20 protein-coding genes are annotated in these 16,469 nt (G+C 62.9%); 11 read left to right on the forward strand and 9 right to left on the reverse strand.

Going from position 1 to position 16,469, the window contains the following annotated elements; all coding sequences use genetic code 11:
* Nucleotides 1-5: 5 nt before the first annotated feature.
* Nucleotides 6-485, forward strand: a complete 480-nt coding sequence (locus HCO70_RS24855) for a DUF4760 domain-containing protein (protein ID WP_172296758.1) — start codon at nucleotides 6-8, stop codon at nucleotides 483-485.
* Between the two features lie 13 nt (nucleotides 486-498).
* On the opposite strand, the gene HCO70_RS12940 is transcribed toward HCO70_RS24855, so the two are convergent.
* Nucleotides 499-912 carry a cupin domain-containing protein gene (locus tag HCO70_RS12940; protein ID WP_172296760.1) on the reverse strand — a complete coding sequence of 138 codons (414 nt, stop codon included), beginning with the start codon at nucleotides 910-912 and terminating at the stop codon, nucleotides 499-501.
* A gap of 102 nt (nucleotides 913-1,014) precedes the next feature.
* Between HCO70_RS12940 and HCO70_RS12945 the strand changes: the two genes are divergently transcribed.
* From HCO70_RS12945 to HCO70_RS12975, 7 genes are read left to right on the forward strand one after another with little or no spacing between them, the layout of a single operon-like run.
* On the forward strand, nucleotides 1,015-1,452 hold the full coding sequence (locus HCO70_RS12945; RefSeq protein ID WP_371742212.1) for a VOC family protein: 438 nt from the start codon (nucleotides 1,015-1,017) through the stop codon (nucleotides 1,450-1,452).
* A 22-nt stretch (nucleotides 1,453-1,474) separates the two neighbouring features.
* Entirely contained in the window at nucleotides 1,475-2,251 is a 777-nt protein-coding gene (locus HCO70_RS12950; RefSeq protein ID WP_172296762.1) for an ATP-binding cassette domain-containing protein, read from the forward strand.
* 6 nt (nucleotides 2,252-2,257) lie between these two features.
* Entirely contained in the window at nucleotides 2,258-2,596 is a 339-nt protein-coding gene (locus HCO70_RS12955) for a hypothetical protein (RefSeq protein WP_172296764.1), read from the forward strand.
* On the forward strand, nucleotides 2,593-2,808 hold the full coding sequence (locus tag HCO70_RS12960) for a hypothetical protein (protein WP_172296766.1): 216 nt from the start codon (nucleotides 2,593-2,595) through the stop codon (nucleotides 2,806-2,808). Before HCO70_RS12955 ends, HCO70_RS12960 begins: the two co-directional genes overlap by 4 nt.
* On the forward strand, nucleotides 2,801-3,658 hold the full coding sequence (locus HCO70_RS12965) for an ABC transporter permease (protein ID WP_172296768.1): 858 nt from the start codon (nucleotides 2,801-2,803) through the stop codon (nucleotides 3,656-3,658). Before HCO70_RS12960 ends, HCO70_RS12965 begins: the two co-directional genes overlap by 8 nt.
* Nucleotides 3,655-4,500: an ABC transporter permease gene (locus HCO70_RS12970; RefSeq protein WP_172296770.1), complete on the forward strand. Its 846-nt coding sequence runs from the start codon at nucleotides 3,655-3,657 to the stop codon at nucleotides 4,498-4,500. Before HCO70_RS12965 ends, HCO70_RS12970 begins: the two co-directional genes overlap by 4 nt.
* Before the next feature lie 30 nt (nucleotides 4,501-4,530).
* The gene (locus HCO70_RS12975) at nucleotides 4,531-5,523 is read left to right on the forward strand and encodes an ABC transporter substrate-binding protein (RefSeq protein ID WP_172296772.1); all 993 of its coding nucleotides are present in this window, start codon (nucleotides 4,531-4,533) and stop codon (nucleotides 5,521-5,523) included.
* A 72-nt stretch (nucleotides 5,524-5,595) separates the two neighbouring features.
* On the opposite strand, the gene HCO70_RS12980 is transcribed toward HCO70_RS12975, so the two are convergent.
* On the reverse strand, nucleotides 5,596-5,865 hold the full coding sequence (locus tag HCO70_RS12980) for a glucose-6-phosphate isomerase (RefSeq protein WP_172296774.1): 270 nt from the start codon (nucleotides 5,863-5,865) through the stop codon (nucleotides 5,596-5,598).
* Between the two features lie 720 nt (nucleotides 5,866-6,585).
* Here HCO70_RS12980 and HCO70_RS25010 point away from each other — a divergent pair.
* The 3 genes from HCO70_RS25010 to HCO70_RS12990 all read left to right on the forward strand — a co-directional run bounded on the left by HCO70_RS25010 (nucleotide 6,586) and on the right by HCO70_RS12990 (nucleotide 8,898).
* Nucleotides 6,586-6,717, forward strand: a complete 132-nt coding sequence (locus tag HCO70_RS25010) for a hypothetical protein (protein WP_256372997.1) — start codon at nucleotides 6,586-6,588, stop codon at nucleotides 6,715-6,717.
* A gap of 185 nt (nucleotides 6,718-6,902) precedes the next feature.
* Nucleotides 6,903-7,904: an isoaspartyl peptidase/L-asparaginase family protein gene (locus HCO70_RS12985; protein WP_172296776.1), complete on the forward strand. Its 1,002-nt coding sequence runs from the start codon at nucleotides 6,903-6,905 to the stop codon at nucleotides 7,902-7,904.
* A gap of 214 nt (nucleotides 7,905-8,118) precedes the next feature.
* Nucleotides 8,119-8,898, forward strand: a complete 780-nt coding sequence (locus HCO70_RS12990; RefSeq protein WP_172296778.1) for a prephenate dehydrogenase — start codon at nucleotides 8,119-8,121, stop codon at nucleotides 8,896-8,898.
* Nucleotides 8,899-8,946: 48 nt separating this feature from the next.
* Here HCO70_RS12990 and acs read toward each other — a convergent pair whose 3' ends face one another.
* The 7 genes from acs to HCO70_RS13025 all read right to left on the reverse strand — a co-directional run bounded on the left by acs (nucleotide 8,947) and on the right by HCO70_RS13025 (nucleotide 16,429).
* Nucleotides 8,947-10,902, reverse strand: coding sequence for an acetate--CoA ligase (acs, locus tag HCO70_RS12995; protein WP_172296780.1), 1,956 nt, complete (start codon nucleotides 10,900-10,902; stop codon nucleotides 8,947-8,949).
* A gap of 78 nt (nucleotides 10,903-10,980) precedes the next feature.
* A complete protein-coding gene (locus HCO70_RS13000; protein WP_172296782.1) occupies nucleotides 10,981-11,763 on the reverse strand; it encodes an ABC transporter ATP-binding protein in 783 nt (260 codons plus the stop codon).
* Between the two features lie 35 nt (nucleotides 11,764-11,798).
* The gene (locus tag HCO70_RS13005) at nucleotides 11,799-11,969 is read right to left on the reverse strand and encodes a hypothetical protein (protein WP_172296784.1); all 171 of its coding nucleotides are present in this window, start codon (nucleotides 11,967-11,969) and stop codon (nucleotides 11,799-11,801) included.
* Nucleotides 11,969-12,724, reverse strand: a complete 756-nt coding sequence (locus HCO70_RS13010; protein ID WP_172296786.1) for an ABC transporter ATP-binding protein — start codon at nucleotides 12,722-12,724, stop codon at nucleotides 11,969-11,971. The genes HCO70_RS13005 and HCO70_RS13010 overlap by 1 nt, the downstream gene beginning before the upstream one ends.
* A 12-nt stretch (nucleotides 12,725-12,736) precedes the next feature.
* The gene (locus HCO70_RS13015) at nucleotides 12,737-13,942 is read right to left on the reverse strand and encodes a branched-chain amino acid ABC transporter permease (RefSeq protein ID WP_172296788.1); all 1,206 of its coding nucleotides are present in this window, start codon (nucleotides 13,940-13,942) and stop codon (nucleotides 12,737-12,739) included.
* 6 nt (nucleotides 13,943-13,948) lie between these two features.
* Complete coding sequence (locus HCO70_RS13020) at nucleotides 13,949-14,980, reverse strand: branched-chain amino acid ABC transporter permease (protein ID WP_172296790.1); 1,032 nt, start codon at nucleotides 14,978-14,980, stop codon at nucleotides 13,949-13,951.
* 105 nt (nucleotides 14,981-15,085) lie between these two features.
* Nucleotides 15,086-16,429, reverse strand: a complete 1,344-nt coding sequence (locus HCO70_RS13025; RefSeq protein WP_172296792.1) for a substrate-binding protein — start codon at nucleotides 16,427-16,429, stop codon at nucleotides 15,086-15,088.
* Between the last annotated feature and the right edge of the window lie 40 nt (nucleotides 16,430-16,469).

The raw sequence follows: 16,469 nt of genomic DNA on the forward strand, positions 1-16,469 counted from the left end.
GCCAGGTGTGGTGGGTCGACGTACTTGCCGACGTCTCGACGGTCGCCGCCTCGCTGGCGGTGATCGTCACGACGGTGTTCATCTGGTGGCAGGTCGGACTTCAGCGGCAGGATGTCGATACCGATAAACGGCGGCTGCAGCGCGAGTCGCTGGCGTCGATCCACGAGACCCTGCAGGACGAGAAATTTCGCGACGCCCGGGCAGAGTTTTTCGCCGGGCCGCATATGAAGGACTACGATGCGCTCGAAGATGTCGAGAAACGCCGCGCCCGGTTCATCCTGTCGGTCTACAGCCTCATGTCACGGATGGTCGGCAGCGGCGCCATCGACGAGGCGCTCTATCGCGACTACTGGCGCAGCACACTACTGCGCGACTGGGACCGGATGGAGAATTTCATCGCCGGGGAACGGCTTGCCACGCGAAGCCACAGCCTGTTCGAGGCGACCGAAAAGCTGGCGGAGCGTTGGAGGCACGCCGATGTCTAGGCATGCCGCCGCATCAGGCGGGGACCATCTCCTCCAGTTCCGGCAGAAGGCGAACGCTCTCCTGTTCGTGCGGGTCGGTGCGGGCGATCACGGCGACCGCCTCTGTCGCGCCGGTGTTGATCGGGAGGTGCGGCACGCCGGCGGGGATGTAGATCAGCTCGCCGGCATTCGTCTCCATCCGGTGCTGCAGCTTGTCGCCCCAGTACATGATCGCCTCGCCCTCCAGCACGTAGATCGCCGTCTCGTGGGATTCGTGCATATGCGCCTTGGCGCGGCCACCCGGAGGAATGCGCAGGATGTGCATGCAGATCGCCTGCGCGCCAGTCGTCTCGCGGGCGATGCCCTCGAAATAGGTAAAGCCCTGCTTGCCGTCATAGGTGCCGCCAAGGCGGAGTTTCTTGCAGTCTGTCGGCATCTGGTCGGACATCGCTACCTCCATTACCCTAATGGCAAAAGTGGACGCAGCGCGGGCGGGGTGAGTCAAGCATGATCCGCGCCGCACGCCGCCTGCGCGGAAAGGGGAGCATTGGTGACCGACACGGCGGAGATATCCGGACTGACCGGCGTGCTGGAAGCATCCGTCTATGTCGACGACCTCGACGCGGCAGCGGGGTTCTATGGCGACCTGCTGGGGCTGGAAGAGATCCTGCGCGTACCGGGGCGGCACGTGTTCTTTCGCTGCGGGACGACGGTTCTGCTATGTTTCATCGCGGAAGCCACGCGGCAACAAACGGCCAACGCCCGGCTGCCAGTGCCGCCGCATGGCTCGGAGGGACCGGGGCATGTCTGCTTTGCCGTGAAACGCGCGGCGCTGGACGGCTGGCGCGCGCGGGTCGAGGCGGCGGGGTTGACGGTAGAGGCGGATTTCGAGTGGCCGAACGGCGCCCGCTCTATCTACCTGCGCGACCCGGCGGGAAACTCTGTGGAATTCGCCGAGCCGGGGCTGTGGGGGATGCCGGAGGATTGAGACTGAACGGGGAAGGACTGGCGTGAGCGTCATCGAAGCAAAGAAGCTGGAACTGGTATTCCAGACGAATGACGGACCCGTCCATGCGCTGACGGACGTGAACCTCGGGATCGGGAAGGGTGACTTCGTATCCTTCATCGGCCCGTCCGGCTGCGGCAAGACCACCCTGCTGCGTTGCATCGCCGGGCTGGAAACACCCACTGGCGGCGATCTGACCGTGAACGGAATGACCCCAGACGAAGCGCGCCGCAGCCGCGCCTACGGTTACGTTTTCCAGGCGGCGGGCCTTTACCCGTGGCGGACGATTGCGGGAAATGTGCGCCTCCCGCTGGAGATCATGGGCTATCCGAAGGCTGAAATGTCGGAAAGAGTCGCGCGCGTGCTGGATCTGGTGGAACTGGCGGGGTTCGAGAAAAAATATCCCTGGCAGCTTTCCGGCGGCATGCAGCAGCGCGCGTCGATCGCACGGGCGCTGGCCTTCGACGCCGATATCCTGCTGATGGACGAGCCCTTCGGTGCACTGGACGAGATCGTGCGCGACCACCTGAACGAGCAGCTCCTCCAGCTCTGGTCGCGGACCGAAAAAACCATCGCCTTCGTCACCCACTCGATCCCCGAGGCGGTGTATCTTTCGACCCGCATCGTGGTGATGTCGCCGCGCCCCGGCCGGATCACCGACGTGATCGAAAGCCCGCTGCCAAAGGAACGTCCACTGGATATCCGCGACAGCAAGGAATTCCTCGAAATCGCCCACCGCGTCCGCGAGGGGCTCAGGGCGGGACATGCCTATGACGAGTGACCCGAGATGAGCGGCGCAACACAGATCCTTCTCGTCGTCACGGCGGCGGTCTTCCTTCTGGGAAGCGCGGCGCTGCGCCGATATGTCGATGCGCCGCAGACGTGGATGCTGCTTCTGGCGTTGGCTCTGTACACCTCGGGCAACTTGCTGATGGTGCGGCTGATGCGCGAAACCGGGCTGGCGGTCGCCGTCTCGGTGTCCGCCGTTCTTCAACTGGTGCTGATCAACGTCGTGGCTTTCGGCATCTTCGGCGAACGGCCACGGCCAATCCAGCTGGCCGGCATCGCGCTAGGCATCATCGCAGTGGCGCTGATCGTCTGGCCCGCAGGGGCCGCGCGACGATGACGGTGCGGCGCTGGATACTGCTGGCCGGGCTGATCCTTTGGCTGATCCTGTTCGGGCTCTGGATGCGTGGCGTCTGGGCGCCGGAACCGGGCAAGCCTGACGTGCTGGCCTATTTTATCGCCATGATCGCGCTGCTTCTGGTCTACGAGCTGTCGAACATGGGCATGCAGTACCTGCGCAAACGACGGGCCCGGAGGGACGGCGATGCGTAACATCCTGCCAATCCTCACCGTCCTCTCGGCGATCCTGATCATCTGGTATCTCGGCGCGATCTGGATGAACTCCGCGTGGACACTCGACCGTGCCGAGGGGCCGCTGACCCTGACCGAGATCGTGCAGGACACGATGACCCAGGATCGCCCGCGCCTGCCCGCGCCGCACCAGGTGGCGGCGGAGCTTTACGACACGGTGATCGACAAGAAGGTCACCTCGAAGCGCAGCCTCGTCTATCACGGCTGGATCACCCTGACCTCGACGCTGGCGGGTTTCATTCTGGGCACGGTCGTCGGGCTGCTGATGGCCGTCGGCATCGTCTATAGCCGCACCCTTAAGATGAGCCTGATGCCGTGGGCCATCATCTCGCAGACCATTCCCATCGTCGCCATCGCGCCGATGATCATCGTCGTCCTGGCCTCGATGGGGGTAGAGGGGCGCGCAGTACCCAAGGCAATCATCGCGGCCTATCTCTGCTTCTTCCCGGTGTTGGTGGGCATGGTGAAGGGGCTGACGGCGCCCGACGCCATGCAGATCGACCTGATGAAGACCTACAACGCGACGCCGGCGCAGGAATTCTGGAAGCTGCGGCTGCCGACCTCGGTTCCTTATCTCTTCACCTCGCTGAAGATCGGCATCGCCGCGGCGCTGGTGGGCACCATCGTGGGTGAACTCCCGACCGGTGCGGTGCGGGGTCTAGGCGCCCGGATCCTTGTCGGTGACCAGTTCGGCAATCCGCTGATGATCTGGTCGGCCCTGCTGGCGGCGGCGGCGCTGGCCGGCATCCTCGTCAGCGTCGTGGCGCTGCTGCAGACCGTCGTGATGAAACGCATGGGGTTCGCGCAATGAGTTCCGTGATCCTCGCCTTCGTGGTCTGGGCCGCCGGGTCCTTCATCTGCGTCCGTATCGCCCAGGGTCCGGGCCACGACACGACGGCCGCGCGGGTGGCGGTGCCGGTCCTGTTCGGCGTCACGATCCTCGCGATGTGGGAACTGCTGGTGCGCGGGCTCGAAGTGTCGCCGGTGATCCTGCCGGCACCCTCGGGTATCGCGGACCGCTTCTCTGGCTCTGCCACAGTTCTGTGGCAGGACTTCTTGCAGACGGTGCTGAAGGGTGCACTGACCGGCTACATCATCGGCTGCAGCATCGCGTTCCTGGCGGCGCTGGCCATCGACCGCGTGGATTTCCTCAAGCGCGGTCTGCTGCCCATCGGCAATTTCGTCGCCGCCCTGCCGATCATCGGCATCGCGCCGATCCTGGTCAGCTGGTTCGGTTTCGACTGGCATTCCAAGGCGGCGGTCGTGGTCGTCATGGTGTTCTTCCCGATGCTGGTGAACACGGTACAGGGCCTCGCCGACACCACCCAGATGCAGCGCGACCTGATGAAGACCTACTCGGCCAGCTACTGGCAGTCGCTGGTCAAGCTGCGGCTGCCCGCCGCTTTGCCCTTCATTTTCAACGGGCTGAAAATTTCAACAACGCTGGCGCTGATCGGAGCGATTGTCGCCGAATATTTCGGTTCCCCCACCCGGGGCATGGGCTTTCGCATCTCGACAGAGGTGGGGCGGCTCGGGATTGATATGGTCTGGGCCGAGATCACCGTGGCCGCCATCGCCGGTTCCGTCTTTTACGGGCTTGTGGTGCTGGCCGAACGGGGGCTGACCTTCTGGCATCCCTCGCAACGAAGCTGAGAATACCTGAACGACAACAAGGAGGTAACGATGAAGAAACTGATGATCGGCGCAATGGCGCTGGGGATGGGCACGGGTGCTGCCCACGCCGCCGATGAGGTCACGCTGCAGCTGAAATGGGTCACCCAGGCGCAGTTCGCGGGCTATTACGTGGCGCAGGAAAAGGGCTTCTACGAAGAGGAAGACCTTGACGTCACCATCAAGCCGGGCGGCCCGGATATCGCGCCCGAGCAGGTGATCGCCGGCGACGGTGCCGATGTGATCACCACCTGGATGGCCGCCGGCCTTGCCGCCCGCGAACGCGGCCTGCCTCTGGTCAACATCGCCCAGCCTTTCAAATCCGGCGGCCTGCAGCTGACCTGCCTGAAGGAATCCGGCATCGAAACGCCCGATGACTTCCCCGGCCACACGCTGGGCGTCTGGTTCTACGGCAACGAATATCCCTTCTACGCCTGGATGGCGAAGCTGGGCGTGCCGACCGATGGCGGTGCCGAGGGCGTCGAGGTGCTGAAACAGGCATTCAACGTCGATCCGCTTCTGAACAAGCAGGCCGACTGCATCTCGGTCATGACCTATAACGAATACGGTCAGGTGCTGGATGCGGGCATCTCCGAGGATGAGCTGGTCACCTTCAACTACCTCGAAGAAGGCGTCGGGATGATGGAGGACGGCCTCTATGTCATGGAAGAGGACCTGCAGGATCCGGAATTCGTCGACAAGATGGTCCGCTTCGTCCGCGCTTCGATGAAGGGCTGGAAATACGCCGAGGAGAACCCGGAAGAAGCGGCCGAGATCGTGGTCGAAGCCGACGAAACCGGCGCGCAGACCTACGAGCACCAGCTCTACATGATGGGCGAGATCGCCAAGCTGACCGCCGGCTCCGACGGTTCGCTTGATCCGGCTGATTTCGACCAGACCGTGGCCACGCTGCTGTCCGCCGTGTCGCCCGAGAACCCGGCGATCACCGAGGAACCCAGCGAAGGTGCCTGGACCCACATGATCACCGACGAAGCGCTGAAGTAGGCATTCGTTCCGACAAATAGAAAGGGCGGTCCCGTGGGGCCGCCCTTTTTCGTGGGGTGTGAGTGGTGGGAATTACGGGCAGGGCGCCGTGTAATAGGTGCCGTCACCGTTGGAATAGGCGCAGGTATTCTGCTGCTGGTTACGGGCGACCATGGTCCCCGCAGCCACGCCGCCGAGCGCGGCGATTACAGTCCAGTTGTCATCGGCCCCAAGCATCTTTGCGGTAACGGTGCCAACGCCGGCGCCGACGAGCGCACCGGCCACTTCGTCGTTCGAATATCCGCTGCAGGCGGACAGGCCGACAATACCGGTAAGGGCGATGGCGGTTGCGATGCGTTTCATAGGGTCTCCTCAGTTCCTTAGTACTGTCCAGCCTGCCGCGTTCTGCGGGACGGCACGCCGGATACCTGCTTTGCTAACGTTATGCCGTACGGAAAGTTCCCTGCCGGACATAACCGCAGCGCAGGCCCGTTTCCGTGGGGATCGTGGAAGGTCTGGTTTTCCTGACTGGCCGGTCAAAAACCGAAATGATACGCCACGTCATACGCAGAATTATTTCTCTGCAACATCTGATTTTGAACATGAATTTCAAAGGAGGTCGGCATGAACGTGCACGTCGCGAGATGCCTTTTGCCTGTCCGGAACCGGAGTGACTGGAAAACCGGACGATTATCCTACCTGCCGCCGAACCTTTACGGTCGGAAGGCACGGCGTTAACGAGTATCGTCGAAACGACTGCGATGGCCGGAGAATTAGCTCCGGCCATCTGCGTTTCCGACCCCTGCAACGCACAGAGAACTCAAATGCGCCGGCCACGTTGCCAGTGCCGAATTCGCCGGTTGACCGCGTCCGGCTCCGGCCTAAGTCAACGCTCTTGCCGGCTGGAAAGCGTTTCCGCCGGCGCGTCTGTGCACGACAGACGCATTCGGGGTTCCGAACCGGAAACTTGGCCAGACTCCGAAAAAATGTATATACAAAGTATTGACGTTTCCGTTGTGCGGATCTATATGAGAACCATTCGCAATACAGCGAGACGAAATAGAAACTGAATAGGAGAGCATCATGACTGTTGTGACCGCACGCGCGCTGCTGCCCTTCCACCCTGTGAAGAAGAATGGACAGCTGCGCCTGAGCTACCTGCCCAAGGCAGTGTACAAGACCGCGAAATCGATGAAGGCTGCGCTGGTTCGGTAAACCCGATACGCAGCTAGACAGTTTGACAAAGGGCCGGGGCGCACGCTCCGGTCCTTTGTCGTTGATGCCATGGGCAACCGCGCCGGCGGAAATGCGCGGGATCGCGGACCCGTCGCACTCTGCTGTTGGCGGCTCGGTTGGCCGGTTGCGATACTGCCAATGTATCAGGCCCTCGGAACCGGACCATGACGATGAAGAAAGTGTCGATGTCGATGACCGGAGCAGCTGTTCTGGTGGCCGCCGTCGCTGTGCTGTCGTTCTGGGTGGCGCCATCACGGGCGGATACCGCCTGGCTTGAGGCCCGGATCGCCAACCCGAAGCTGCGCTGTCGCGCGTCCGACCGGTTCACGATCATAGTACATGGCGGCGCCTTCTGGGGTGATCCGCCTGGCACGACGCGCAGAACGGTCCTGCGCGATGTCGCCGTGCAAGCCGCCCGTTGGCTCGACGGAGGCGCACCCGCGCTCGCCGTGGTGGAGGAAGCCGTCGCAATGCTCGAGGACTCGGGTGCGTTCAACGCGGGCAAGGGCGCGAACGCCAACGCGAAAGGTGTCGTCGAACTCGATGCCGGCATCATGGATGGTCGCACCCGCCGTGCCGGGGCAGTCGCGGCGGTCCGGAGCTTGAAGAATCCGGTGCGTGCCGCACGGCTGGTGATGACATGGACGCCGCATGTAATGCTTTCCGGGGTATCGGCGGACGAAGCCCTGTCCGAGCTCGGCGCAGAGACAGTTGATACAGGCTATTTCGAACGCACCGGTAACGGTGAGGCCTTCGAAGAGAAGGGGACGGTCGGCGCTGTGGCGCTGGACCGCTGCGGTGATCTTGCTGCCGCGACCTCCACCGGCGGGTTCGGGGCAAAGTTGCCCGGCCGTATCGGCGACAGCCCAATCCCCGGCGCCGGATTATTTGCCGAGAACGGGCTGGTGGCGATTGCGGCCACCGGGCATGGCGAAAGCTTTCTGCAGACGGTACTGTCACACGAGGTAGCGGCGCGAATGCGCTACGGCGGTGAAACACTGGACGCCGCTGTGCGGGGCGCAATCCTCGAGACGCTCGCTTCGGTCGGAGGCGAGGGTGGGCTCGTCGCCGTGGATGCAGCCGGGAACGCCGTATCGCTCTTCAATTCGGATGGAATGCTGAGCGAAATGATGAGCAGTGCTTCTTTGACGGACCCCGATAAATAGGGTGCAGGCAGCCGCCATCTTCCCAACGTACATCCAGTTGACTTACATCCGCCCCTTCGGTATCGCCACCCCATGACGACTGCATCGCATCACGCCGGGATCTATTACGCGCCGCTCTCATAGCGGCGGATGCTCAGTCTTTGTTCAACCGCTGCATCGCCAGCGGTTTTTTCATGGGATGCCTCTGGCGCTGCGCCACTACAGAGGTCACCCCATGCGGAACGGCACGGAACCCACGAAAAATACAGTCGGCATCGTCGGCTTCGGCGCCTTCGGGCAGTTGATGGCGCGGGAATTGCGGCGCTATGTGCCGTTGTGCGCATACGACCCCGATCCGGGGTTGGCGGCGGTGGCGGATCGGTTGGGTGTGGAACTGACCGACCTCGCGCAGGTCGCGCGCTGCCACATGGTCGTCCTGGCTGTGCCGGTAGCCAAGCTGGCTGAAACGGTGGCGGCCATCGCCCCGCATTTCCGGCCCGGCGCTTTGGTGCTCGATGTGGGCTCGGTCAAGGTGAAGCCCGCCGAGATCATGCGGCGCGGCCTGCCTGATCACGTCGATATCGTTGCGACGCATCCGCTCTTCGGCCCGCAAAGCGCCGCGAACGGTGTCGCCGGGCTGAAGATTGCGCTTTGCCCTGTGCGCGGGCGGCGGCACCTGCGGCTGGCCGCGTTCCTGCGCCGGGCGCTTGGGCTGCGGGTAATCATCACCACGCCCGAGGCGCATGACCGGGAAGCCGCCACCGTGCAGGGCCTGACCCACCTGATCGCGAAGGTGCTGGTGCGGATGGAACCGCTGCCAGGCGAGATGACGACCCTCAGCTACGACCGCCTGATCGAGGCCGTGGATATGGTGCGCCACGACGCGCCGGGGGTCTTCGAGGCAATCGAGCGCGACAATCCCTTTGCGGACGATGTACGGCGGCAGTTCTTTGGGCTGCTGGCGGAGCTGGATGCCGAAATGTCCGCCCGCGCCATGGCCTGTGCGGCGGAATAAACGGGGTGCGCGGTCAACGCGCACCCCGTTCAAGGCTGGAATCGGGCGTTACTTGTTCGCCCGGTTCTCGATCAGTTCGTCAACCACCGACGGATCGGCCAGCGTCGAGGTATCCCCCAGCGCACCGTAATCGTTCTCGGCGATCTTGCGCAGGATGCGGCGCATGATCTTGCCCGAGCGGGTCTTGGGCAGGCCCGGCGCCCACTGGATCACGTCCGGCTTGGCAATCGGGCCGATCTCCGTACGCACCCAGGTCTCCAGTTCCTTCTTCAGCTCGTCCGAAGGCGTCTGATCGTTCATCAGGGTCACGTAGCAATAGATGCCCTGACCCTTGATGTCGTGCGGAAAGCCGACGACGGCGGCCTCGGCGACCTTGGCATGGGCGACAAGCGCGGATTCGATCTCTGCCGTGCCCATCCGGTGGCCGGAGACGTTGATCACGTCATCAACGCGGCCGGTGATCCAGTAGTAGCCGTCCTCATCCCGGCGGCAGCCGTCGCCCGAGAAGTAGTAACCCTTGTACTGTTGGAAATACGTGGCCTGGAACCGTTCGTGATCGCCCCAGACGGTGCGCATCTGGCCGGGCCAGCTGTCCTTCACGGCCAGCACGCCCTCGGCAGGGTTGCTGTCGATGATCTTGCCGCTTTCGGCCTCCAGCACCACCGGCTGCACGCCGAAGAAGGGCAGGGTGGCCGAACCCGGCTTGGTCGCAACCGCGCCGGGCAGCGGCGTGATCATGTGGCCGCCGGTTTCGGTCTGCCACCATGTATCGACGATCGGCAGTTTTCCTTTGCCGATATGGTCGTTGTACCAGTTCCAGGCTTCCGGGTTTATCGGTTCACCGACCGTTCCCAGCACCTTGAGGCTGGACAGGTCGGATCTCGCCGGGAATTCCGTGCCCTGACCCATCAGCGCGCGGATCGCGGTGGGGGCGGTGTAGAATTGGTTGACCTTGTGTTTCTCGATCACCTGCCAGAAACGGCCGGCATCGGGATAGGTCGGCACGCCTTCGAACATCAGCGTCGTCGCGCCGTTCGCCAGCGGGCCATAGACGATATAGGTATGGCCAGTGACCCAGCCCACATCTGCACCGCACCAGAAAATATCGCCGTCGTGATAGTCGAAGGTGTATTCCTGCGTCATCGAGGCGTAAACGAGATAACCGCCCGAGGTATGCACCACACCCTTCGGCTTCCCTGTGGAGCCTGACGTGTAGAGGATGAACAGCGGGTCTTCCGCCTTCATCGGGCGCGGCGGACAATCCGGTGCGGCCGTCTCCATCAGCGCCTTCACGTCGACATCGCGGCCCTGGATCCAGGTGGTCTGGTCGCCGGTATGCTTCACGACCAGACAGCGCACCTTGTCCGAGCAGTGCAACAGCGCAGCGTCGGTGTTGGATTTGAGGTTGGTCCGGCGGCCGCCGCGCGGCGCGGTATCCGCGGTTATCACCAGCTTGGCGCCGCAGTCGTTGATCCGGTTCGCCAGCGCGTCGGGCGAGAAGCCGGCGAAGACCACCGAATGGATTGCGCCGATACGGGCGCAGGCGAGCATCGCATAGGCCGCCTCGGGGATCATCGGCAGGTAGATGATCACGCGGTCGCCGCGCATCACGCCCTGGCTCAGCAGCACGTTCGCAAAGCGGCAGACCTTCTCATGCAACTCCCGATAGCTGATGTGCTGCGCCGGGGTCTCCGGGTCGTCGGGCTCGAAGATGATCGCGGTCTGATCGGCGCGCGTTGCCAGGTGACGGTCGATGCAGTTGGCGGCGACGTTCAGGACGCCATCCTCGTACCACTTGATCGAAACCTTGCCGAAGCTGAAGTCAGTGTCCTTCACCTTGCTGTAAGGCTCGATCCAGTCGATCCGCTTGCCGTGCTCGCCCCAGAACGCTTCCGGGTCGGCGACGGATGCCTCGTACATTTCCTTGTATTTCTCGGGAGTCACATGCGCCTTGGCGACAAAATCGTCGCTTGGCTTGTAGACGTTATCTACGGTGTCCAGCATTGCTATCTCCTCCATCCCTTAGCACCCCCGGCCCGGAGAGGGCGGGGGCTTGGTACCGCCCGGCTAGGGGCATCCGGCCTAGATCGCCAGGTACTCGGCGCGCAGCGCCTCGTTGTCGAGTACTTCCTGTGCCGTTCCGTCAAACACAACGGTCCCGGTGTCAAGGATCACCGCCCGGTCAGCGAGCATCAGCGCGCGGACAGCGTTCTGCTCCACGATGACAGTGGTGATGCCCTGTTCCTTGATGATGTTCAGTGTCTTTTCGATCTCGTCCACGATGACAGGGGCCAGTCCCTCGTAAGGCTCGTCGAGCAGAAGCACCTTGATGCTGCGTGACAGCGCGCGTGCGATGGCCAGCATCTGCTGCTCCCCGCCCGACAGCGTCACACCCTCCTGCTTGCGGCGTTCTCCGAGCCGGGGGAAAAGTTCGTAAATCCGGTCCAGCGACCAGCCCACTGGCGGGGTGATCTGCGCCAGTTGCAGGTTCTCTTCGACGGTCAGGCCGGGAATGATACGCCGGTCCTCGGGGACCAGCTGGATTCCGGCTGCGGCGGCCTGATGGCTGGTCATGCTGTGCAGCGGCTGATGATCCAGCCAGACTTCACCGTGGGTCAGGAGCGGGCTGCCGACACGCGCAATGGCGCGAAGCGTCGAGGTCTTGCCGGCGCCGTTGCGGCCCAGCAGGGCCAGGATCTCGCCCTCGTGGATGTTGAAGCTGACGCCCTGCACGATGTAGCTCTCGCCGTAATAGGCGTGCAGGTCCCAAGCCGAAAAGAAGGCTGGCGCGGTCGCGGCGTGATTGGAATGCCGGGAAAAATCCGGCCTTTCGCGCGTTGTCAGCTGATCTTCGGTCAACGTCATCTTCAGGTTTCCTTCGTTCCCGCCCTAGCCGGGCGTCATTGCGGTTCGCATCGCCACTGCACGAACGCCCGCGACTTGGTGATGCCTTCCGCGGCGGCCTTGCAGGTTTCTTCCGTCGTGAATGCCTGCATTTCTATGCCGATTACGGTTTCCATGCGCGCGTTGCTGAATAGGAGCAGTACCAATACGTAGGTGGTCTCAGCCATCAGTGTGCCTCTCCGAGATACGCCTCCCGTACTTTGGGATGGCCCTTGATATTCTCGGGCGTATCCTCAACCAGAGGCGTGCCTTGCGCAAGTACGGTAATCCTTTGCGCGAGAGAGAAAACTACGTGCATGTCGTGTTCGATGATGCACATGGTGATGTCGCGGTCGGCGTGTATCTGCTTCAGCAGGTCGATCGTGTTGTTGGTGTCGGCCCGCGCCATGCCGGCGGTGGGCTCGTCCAGTAGCAGCAGCTTGGGCTGCTGGACCAGGCACATTGCCATCTCCAGCCGCCGCTTGTCGCCGCGTGACAACGAGGCCGCGAGCATGTTGCGCTTTTCCAGCATGTTGACGTCGGCCAGCATCTGCTCGGCCTGATCGTTGATCTCGCCCTCGTTGGCGACGGTTTCGAAGGCGTGCATGCGAAACGCGCCGTCGCGGCGGGCGAAACAGGGGATCAGGACGTTTTCCAGCACCGACAGATCAGCGAAGATTTCGGGCGTCTGGAACACCCGGCTGATGCCCATCTGGTTGATCTCGTGCGGCTTGCGCCCCAGCACCGACTGGCCGTCGAACATCACCGAGCCGGTGTCGGGGATCAGCTTGCCGACCAGGCAGTTGAGCAGTGTCGACTTACCCGCTCCGTTCGGTCCGATGATCGCGTGGACCGACTGTTCGGCAACCGAAAGGTTTACATCTCCCAGCGCCTGCAATCCGCCGAAGCGCTTGTTGACGCCCTTGACTTCAAGAATGCCCATGGTCGCGCCTCCTTACTCGCCAACGTGTGGGGCGGGTTTCGGGTGATGCTCGGCGTCGCTGTCCGAGGTCTTCTTGCGGCGGAACATCCGTGCGATGCGCTGGCCGCCCTCGACCAGGCCACCGGGCAGGAAGATGACCACCAGCATGAACAGCAGGCCCAGCGTCAGGTGCCAGCTCTTGCCGACGAAGAAGTGAGAGACCGAGATAATCGCATCCTCCATCCCGTCAGGCATCCAGCCGAACCAGCCGTGCAGGACGCTGTCGTTGATTTTCGAGAAGATGTTCTCGAAGTACTTGATGAAACCCGCGCCCAGAACCGGCCCCATCAGGGTGCCCGCGCCGCCGAGGATCGTCATCAGCACCACCTCGCCCGAGGCGGTCCATTGCATCCGCTCGGCCCCGGCCAGAGGATCCATGGCCGCCAGCAGCCCGCCTGCGAGCCCGGCATACATGCCGGAGATCACGAAGGCCGCCAGCGTGTAAGGCCGCGAATGCAGTCCGGTGTAGTTAAGCCGCGTCTGGTTGGTCTTGATTGCGCGCAGCATCATGCCGAAGGGCGAGCGGAAGATCCGAAGCGACAGGTAGAAGGCCAGGATCGCGACGATGGCGCAGAAATAATAGCCGTAGTTGAAGGTGAACTCCCACCCACCGACACTCGGTTGCCAGAAGTTGTCGCGCATCACGATGCCGAAGAGATGCGGAGAGGTCGGAGAGTTCTCTCCGGCCAGGATCTGCGGGTCATCGGTATAGACCTGCAAACCCGTTTCGCCGTTGGTCAGCGGCGTCAGCACCGAGTAGGCGAGGTTGAACGACATCTGCGCGAAGGCCAGCGTCAGGATCGAGAAGTAAATCCCCGTCCGCCGTAGCGAGATGTAGCCGATCGCCAGCGCGAAGATGCCCGAAACGATGACTGCAAGGATCAGCCCCGGCAGGATGTTGTAGCTCAGGAGCTTGTACATCCAGACCACCGAGTAGGACCCCACGCCCAGGAACGCGGCGTGACCGAAGGACAGGTATCCGGTCAGGCCGAACAGGATGTTGAAGCCGATGGCGAAGATCCCGAAGATCGCGAAGCGCTGCATCAGGTCCGGGTAGCCTGCGTTGAACTGCGCCAGGCCGGAACCTTCCGGGAACGGCTGCAGCAGGATCGGCGTCAGCAGAGTGAGCGCGATGACGATCAGCAGGAACCGGGTGTCTTTTTTGGAAAGGCCAAGCATGGTCTCTTATTCCTCCATCACGCCCTTGCGCCCCATGAGGCCGCGCGGACGGGTCAGCAGGATCACGATTGCGATCAGGTAGATGATGATCTGGTCGATGCCGGGAATGATGTCCTTGATCCAGTTCATCGAGGCGAACGCCTCCAGGATCCCAAGCAGGAAGCCCGCCAGCACGGCCCCGGGCAAAGAGCCCATGCCGCCGACGACGACCACGACGAAGCTGAGCACGAGGAAATCCATGCCCATGTGATAGTTCGGCGAGTTGATCGGCGTGTACATCACGCCCGCTACCCCGGCCACCGCGGCCGCTATGCCGAACATGATGGTGAACTTGCGGTCGATGTTGATGCCCAGCAGCCCGACGGTCTCGCGGTCGGCCATGCCGGCCCGAACCACCATGCCGAACGTCGTGAACTGCAGGAAACCGAAGACCATCGCGATTATGAGCAGCGAGAAGACGAAGTAGATCATCCGCCAGTAGGGATAGATGATCGCATTCGGCGGAAAGCCGATCAGGACGCCGAAATCGAACGAGCCCTGGAACACCTCGGGCGCGGGGGTCGGGATCGGGTTGGCGCCGAAGAAATACTTGATCAGTTCCTGCAGAACGATGGCCAGGCCGAAAGTCACCAGGATCTGGTCGGCATGTGGACGCTTGTAGAAATGCTTGATCAGGCCGCGTTCCAGGATGAAGCCCAGAAGGATCATCACCGGGATCGCGAACAGCACTGCCAATGGCACCGACCAGTCGATCAGCCAATGCCCGAAATCCTCGCCGAACCAGGATTCCACATAAGGAATCTGCACCTTCTTCGGATTGCCGAGAAAATCTGTCTGCGTCTCATCGATCACGGTGTAGCTGAGGGTGAACAGCCGCTGCAGCGTCACCGCGCAGAAGGCCCCCAGCATGAACAGCGCGCCGTGGGCGAAGTTGACCACGCCGAGCGTGCCGAAGATCAGCGTCAGCCCGAGCGCGATCAGCGCATAGGCGGAGCCCTTGTCGAGCCCGTTCAGCACCTGGAGAATGATTGCGTCCATCGGTCCCACCAGAACAGCCACAGGGAAATGGCACGCTGCGACGGGCAGCGTCCATCCTGTTAGGGCGGGAGTTTCCCCGCCCTAACGGTTAGCATTTTTCGTCTGTTAAGCGCCCGGGTTGCAGGACCCGAGATCGCCGCCGGCGAACATCGGATGATCCGGCGGATAGGTCACCTGGGTGACCGGCGTCACTTCGACGATCTCCACCAGGTGGAACTCGTCTTCCGGGTTCTCGGCGCCACGCACGACCAGCACGTCCTTGAAGCACTGGTGGTCGTCGGCACGATACAGCGTCGGGCCGTTGCCGAGGCCGTCGAACTCGTAGCCTTCCAGCGCTGCGGCCACGTCGCACGGGTTGAACGACCCGGCGCGGGTGACGGCATCCGCATAGATCAGTGTCTGAGCGTAGCAGGTGTGTGCAGCCTGGCTCGGCGGGAAGCCGTACTTGGTGCCGAACGACTGCACGAAAGCCTTGGTGCCCTCGTCCTCCAGTTTCCAGTCCCAGTTCTGCGAGCCGACGATGCCAGAAATGTTCTCGCCCGCACCCTTCGCCATCAGTTCGGAGTAAAGCGGCACGACGATCTCGAAGTTCTTGCCGTTCACCTGCTTGTCGCGCAGGCCGAACTGAACTGCCTGGGTCAGCGAGTTGACCATGTTGCCGCCGTAGTGGTTCAGGACCAGCACGTCGGCGCCAGAGTTCAGGACCGGCGCGATGTAGGACGAGAAGTCCGTCGATGCGAGCGGCGTCATCACGTTGTTGACGGTGTTCCAGCCCATGGCTTCGGTCGCCGCGGCGATCGATTCCTGCTGGGTCCAGCCCCAGGTGTAGTCGGCGGTCAGGTGATAAGCCGAACGGTCAGTGCCATAGAGCTTCTCAAGCACCGGCGCCAGCGCGGCGGCCGACATGTAGGCATTGAAGAAATGGCGGAAGCCGTTGGCCTTTTTGTCCTTGCCGGTGGTGTCGTTGGAGTGGGTCAGACCCGCCATGAAGATGACGCCGGCTTCCTGGCAGAGGCCCTGAACGGCAACAGCCACACCCGAGGACGAACCCCCGGTGATCATGATGGCGCCGTCTTTTTCGATCATTGACTTGGCCGAGGCGCGTGCGGCGTCCGACTTGGTCTGCGTGTCGCCGGTCACGTAGCTGACCTTGCGGCCCAGAATGCCGGTTCCGTCGAGAACCTTCGACGAGAAGGTGTTCAGCATGCCGCCGTCACCACCGCCGTTCAGGTGCTCGACCGCCAGTTCATAGGCGCGCAGTTCGTCGGCGCCCTCGTCTGCATAGGGGCCGGTCTGCGGCACGTTGAAGCCGAGAACGACCTCGCTGTCGCCGGGCTCGTTGGTGAAGGCGGAGGCGCCGGAGGTGAAGATCGTCGGCAGCGCCAGGCCGGCGCCGGTAGCGGCGCCCGTTCTGAGCATGCCACGACGAGTCAGAGTCGTTTTGGACATGAAAATCCTCCCGTTGCGATGTTGCGGCGCACCCGTTTCC

Origin of the sequence: Pseudoruegeria sp. HB172150 (assembly GCF_013184805.1) — a bacterium.
Taxonomy (GTDB): Bacteria; Pseudomonadota; Alphaproteobacteria; order Rhodobacterales; family Rhodobacteraceae; genus Psychromarinibacter.

Coding starts and splice junctions, on each gene's coding strand:
- HCO70_RS25010 (WP_256372997.1), top strand. CDS start 6,586: ATGACTGTTGTGACCGCACGCGCGCTGCTGCCCTTCCACCCTGTGAAG.
- HCO70_RS13005 (WP_172296784.1), bottom strand. CDS start 11,969: ATGGCTGAGACCACCTACGTATTGGTACTGCTCCTATTCAGCAACGCG.
- HCO70_RS12975 (WP_172296772.1), top strand. CDS start 4,531: ATGAAGAAACTGATGATCGGCGCAATGGCGCTGGGGATGGGCACGGGT.
- HCO70_RS12955 (WP_172296764.1), top strand. CDS start 2,258: ATGAGCGGCGCAACACAGATCCTTCTCGTCGTCACGGCGGCGGTCTTC.
- HCO70_RS12990 (WP_172296778.1), top strand. CDS start 8,119: ATGCGGAACGGCACGGAACCCACGAAAAATACAGTCGGCATCGTCGGC.
- HCO70_RS12965 (WP_172296768.1), top strand. CDS start 2,801: ATGCGTAACATCCTGCCAATCCTCACCGTCCTCTCGGCGATCCTGATC.
- HCO70_RS12940 (WP_172296760.1), bottom strand. CDS start 912: ATGTCCGACCAGATGCCGACAGACTGCAAGAAACTCCGCCTTGGCGGC.
- HCO70_RS12960 (WP_172296766.1), top strand. CDS start 2,593: ATGACGGTGCGGCGCTGGATACTGCTGGCCGGGCTGATCCTTTGGCTG.
- HCO70_RS13010 (WP_172296786.1), bottom strand. CDS start 12,724: ATGGGCATTCTTGAAGTCAAGGGCGTCAACAAGCGCTTCGGCGGATTG.
- HCO70_RS13025 (WP_172296792.1), bottom strand. CDS start 16,429: ATGTCCAAAACGACTCTGACTCGTCGTGGCATGCTCAGAACGGGCGCC.
- HCO70_RS12985 (WP_172296776.1), top strand. CDS start 6,903: ATGACGATGAAGAAAGTGTCGATGTCGATGACCGGAGCAGCTGTTCTG.
- acs (WP_172296780.1), bottom strand. CDS start 10,902: ATGCTGGACACCGTAGATAACGTCTACAAGCCAAGCGACGATTTTGTC.
- HCO70_RS12980 (WP_172296774.1), bottom strand. CDS start 5,865: ATGAAACGCATCGCAACCGCCATCGCCCTTACCGGTATTGTCGGCCTG.
- HCO70_RS13015 (WP_172296788.1), bottom strand. CDS start 13,942: ATGCTTGGCCTTTCCAAAAAAGACACCCGGTTCCTGCTGATCGTCATC.
- HCO70_RS12970 (WP_172296770.1), top strand. CDS start 3,655: ATGAGTTCCGTGATCCTCGCCTTCGTGGTCTGGGCCGCCGGGTCCTTC.
- HCO70_RS13020 (WP_172296790.1), bottom strand. CDS start 14,980: ATGGACGCAATCATTCTCCAGGTGCTGAACGGGCTCGACAAGGGCTCC.
- HCO70_RS13000 (WP_172296782.1), bottom strand. CDS start 11,763: ATGACGTTGACCGAAGATCAGCTGACAACGCGCGAAAGGCCGGATTTT.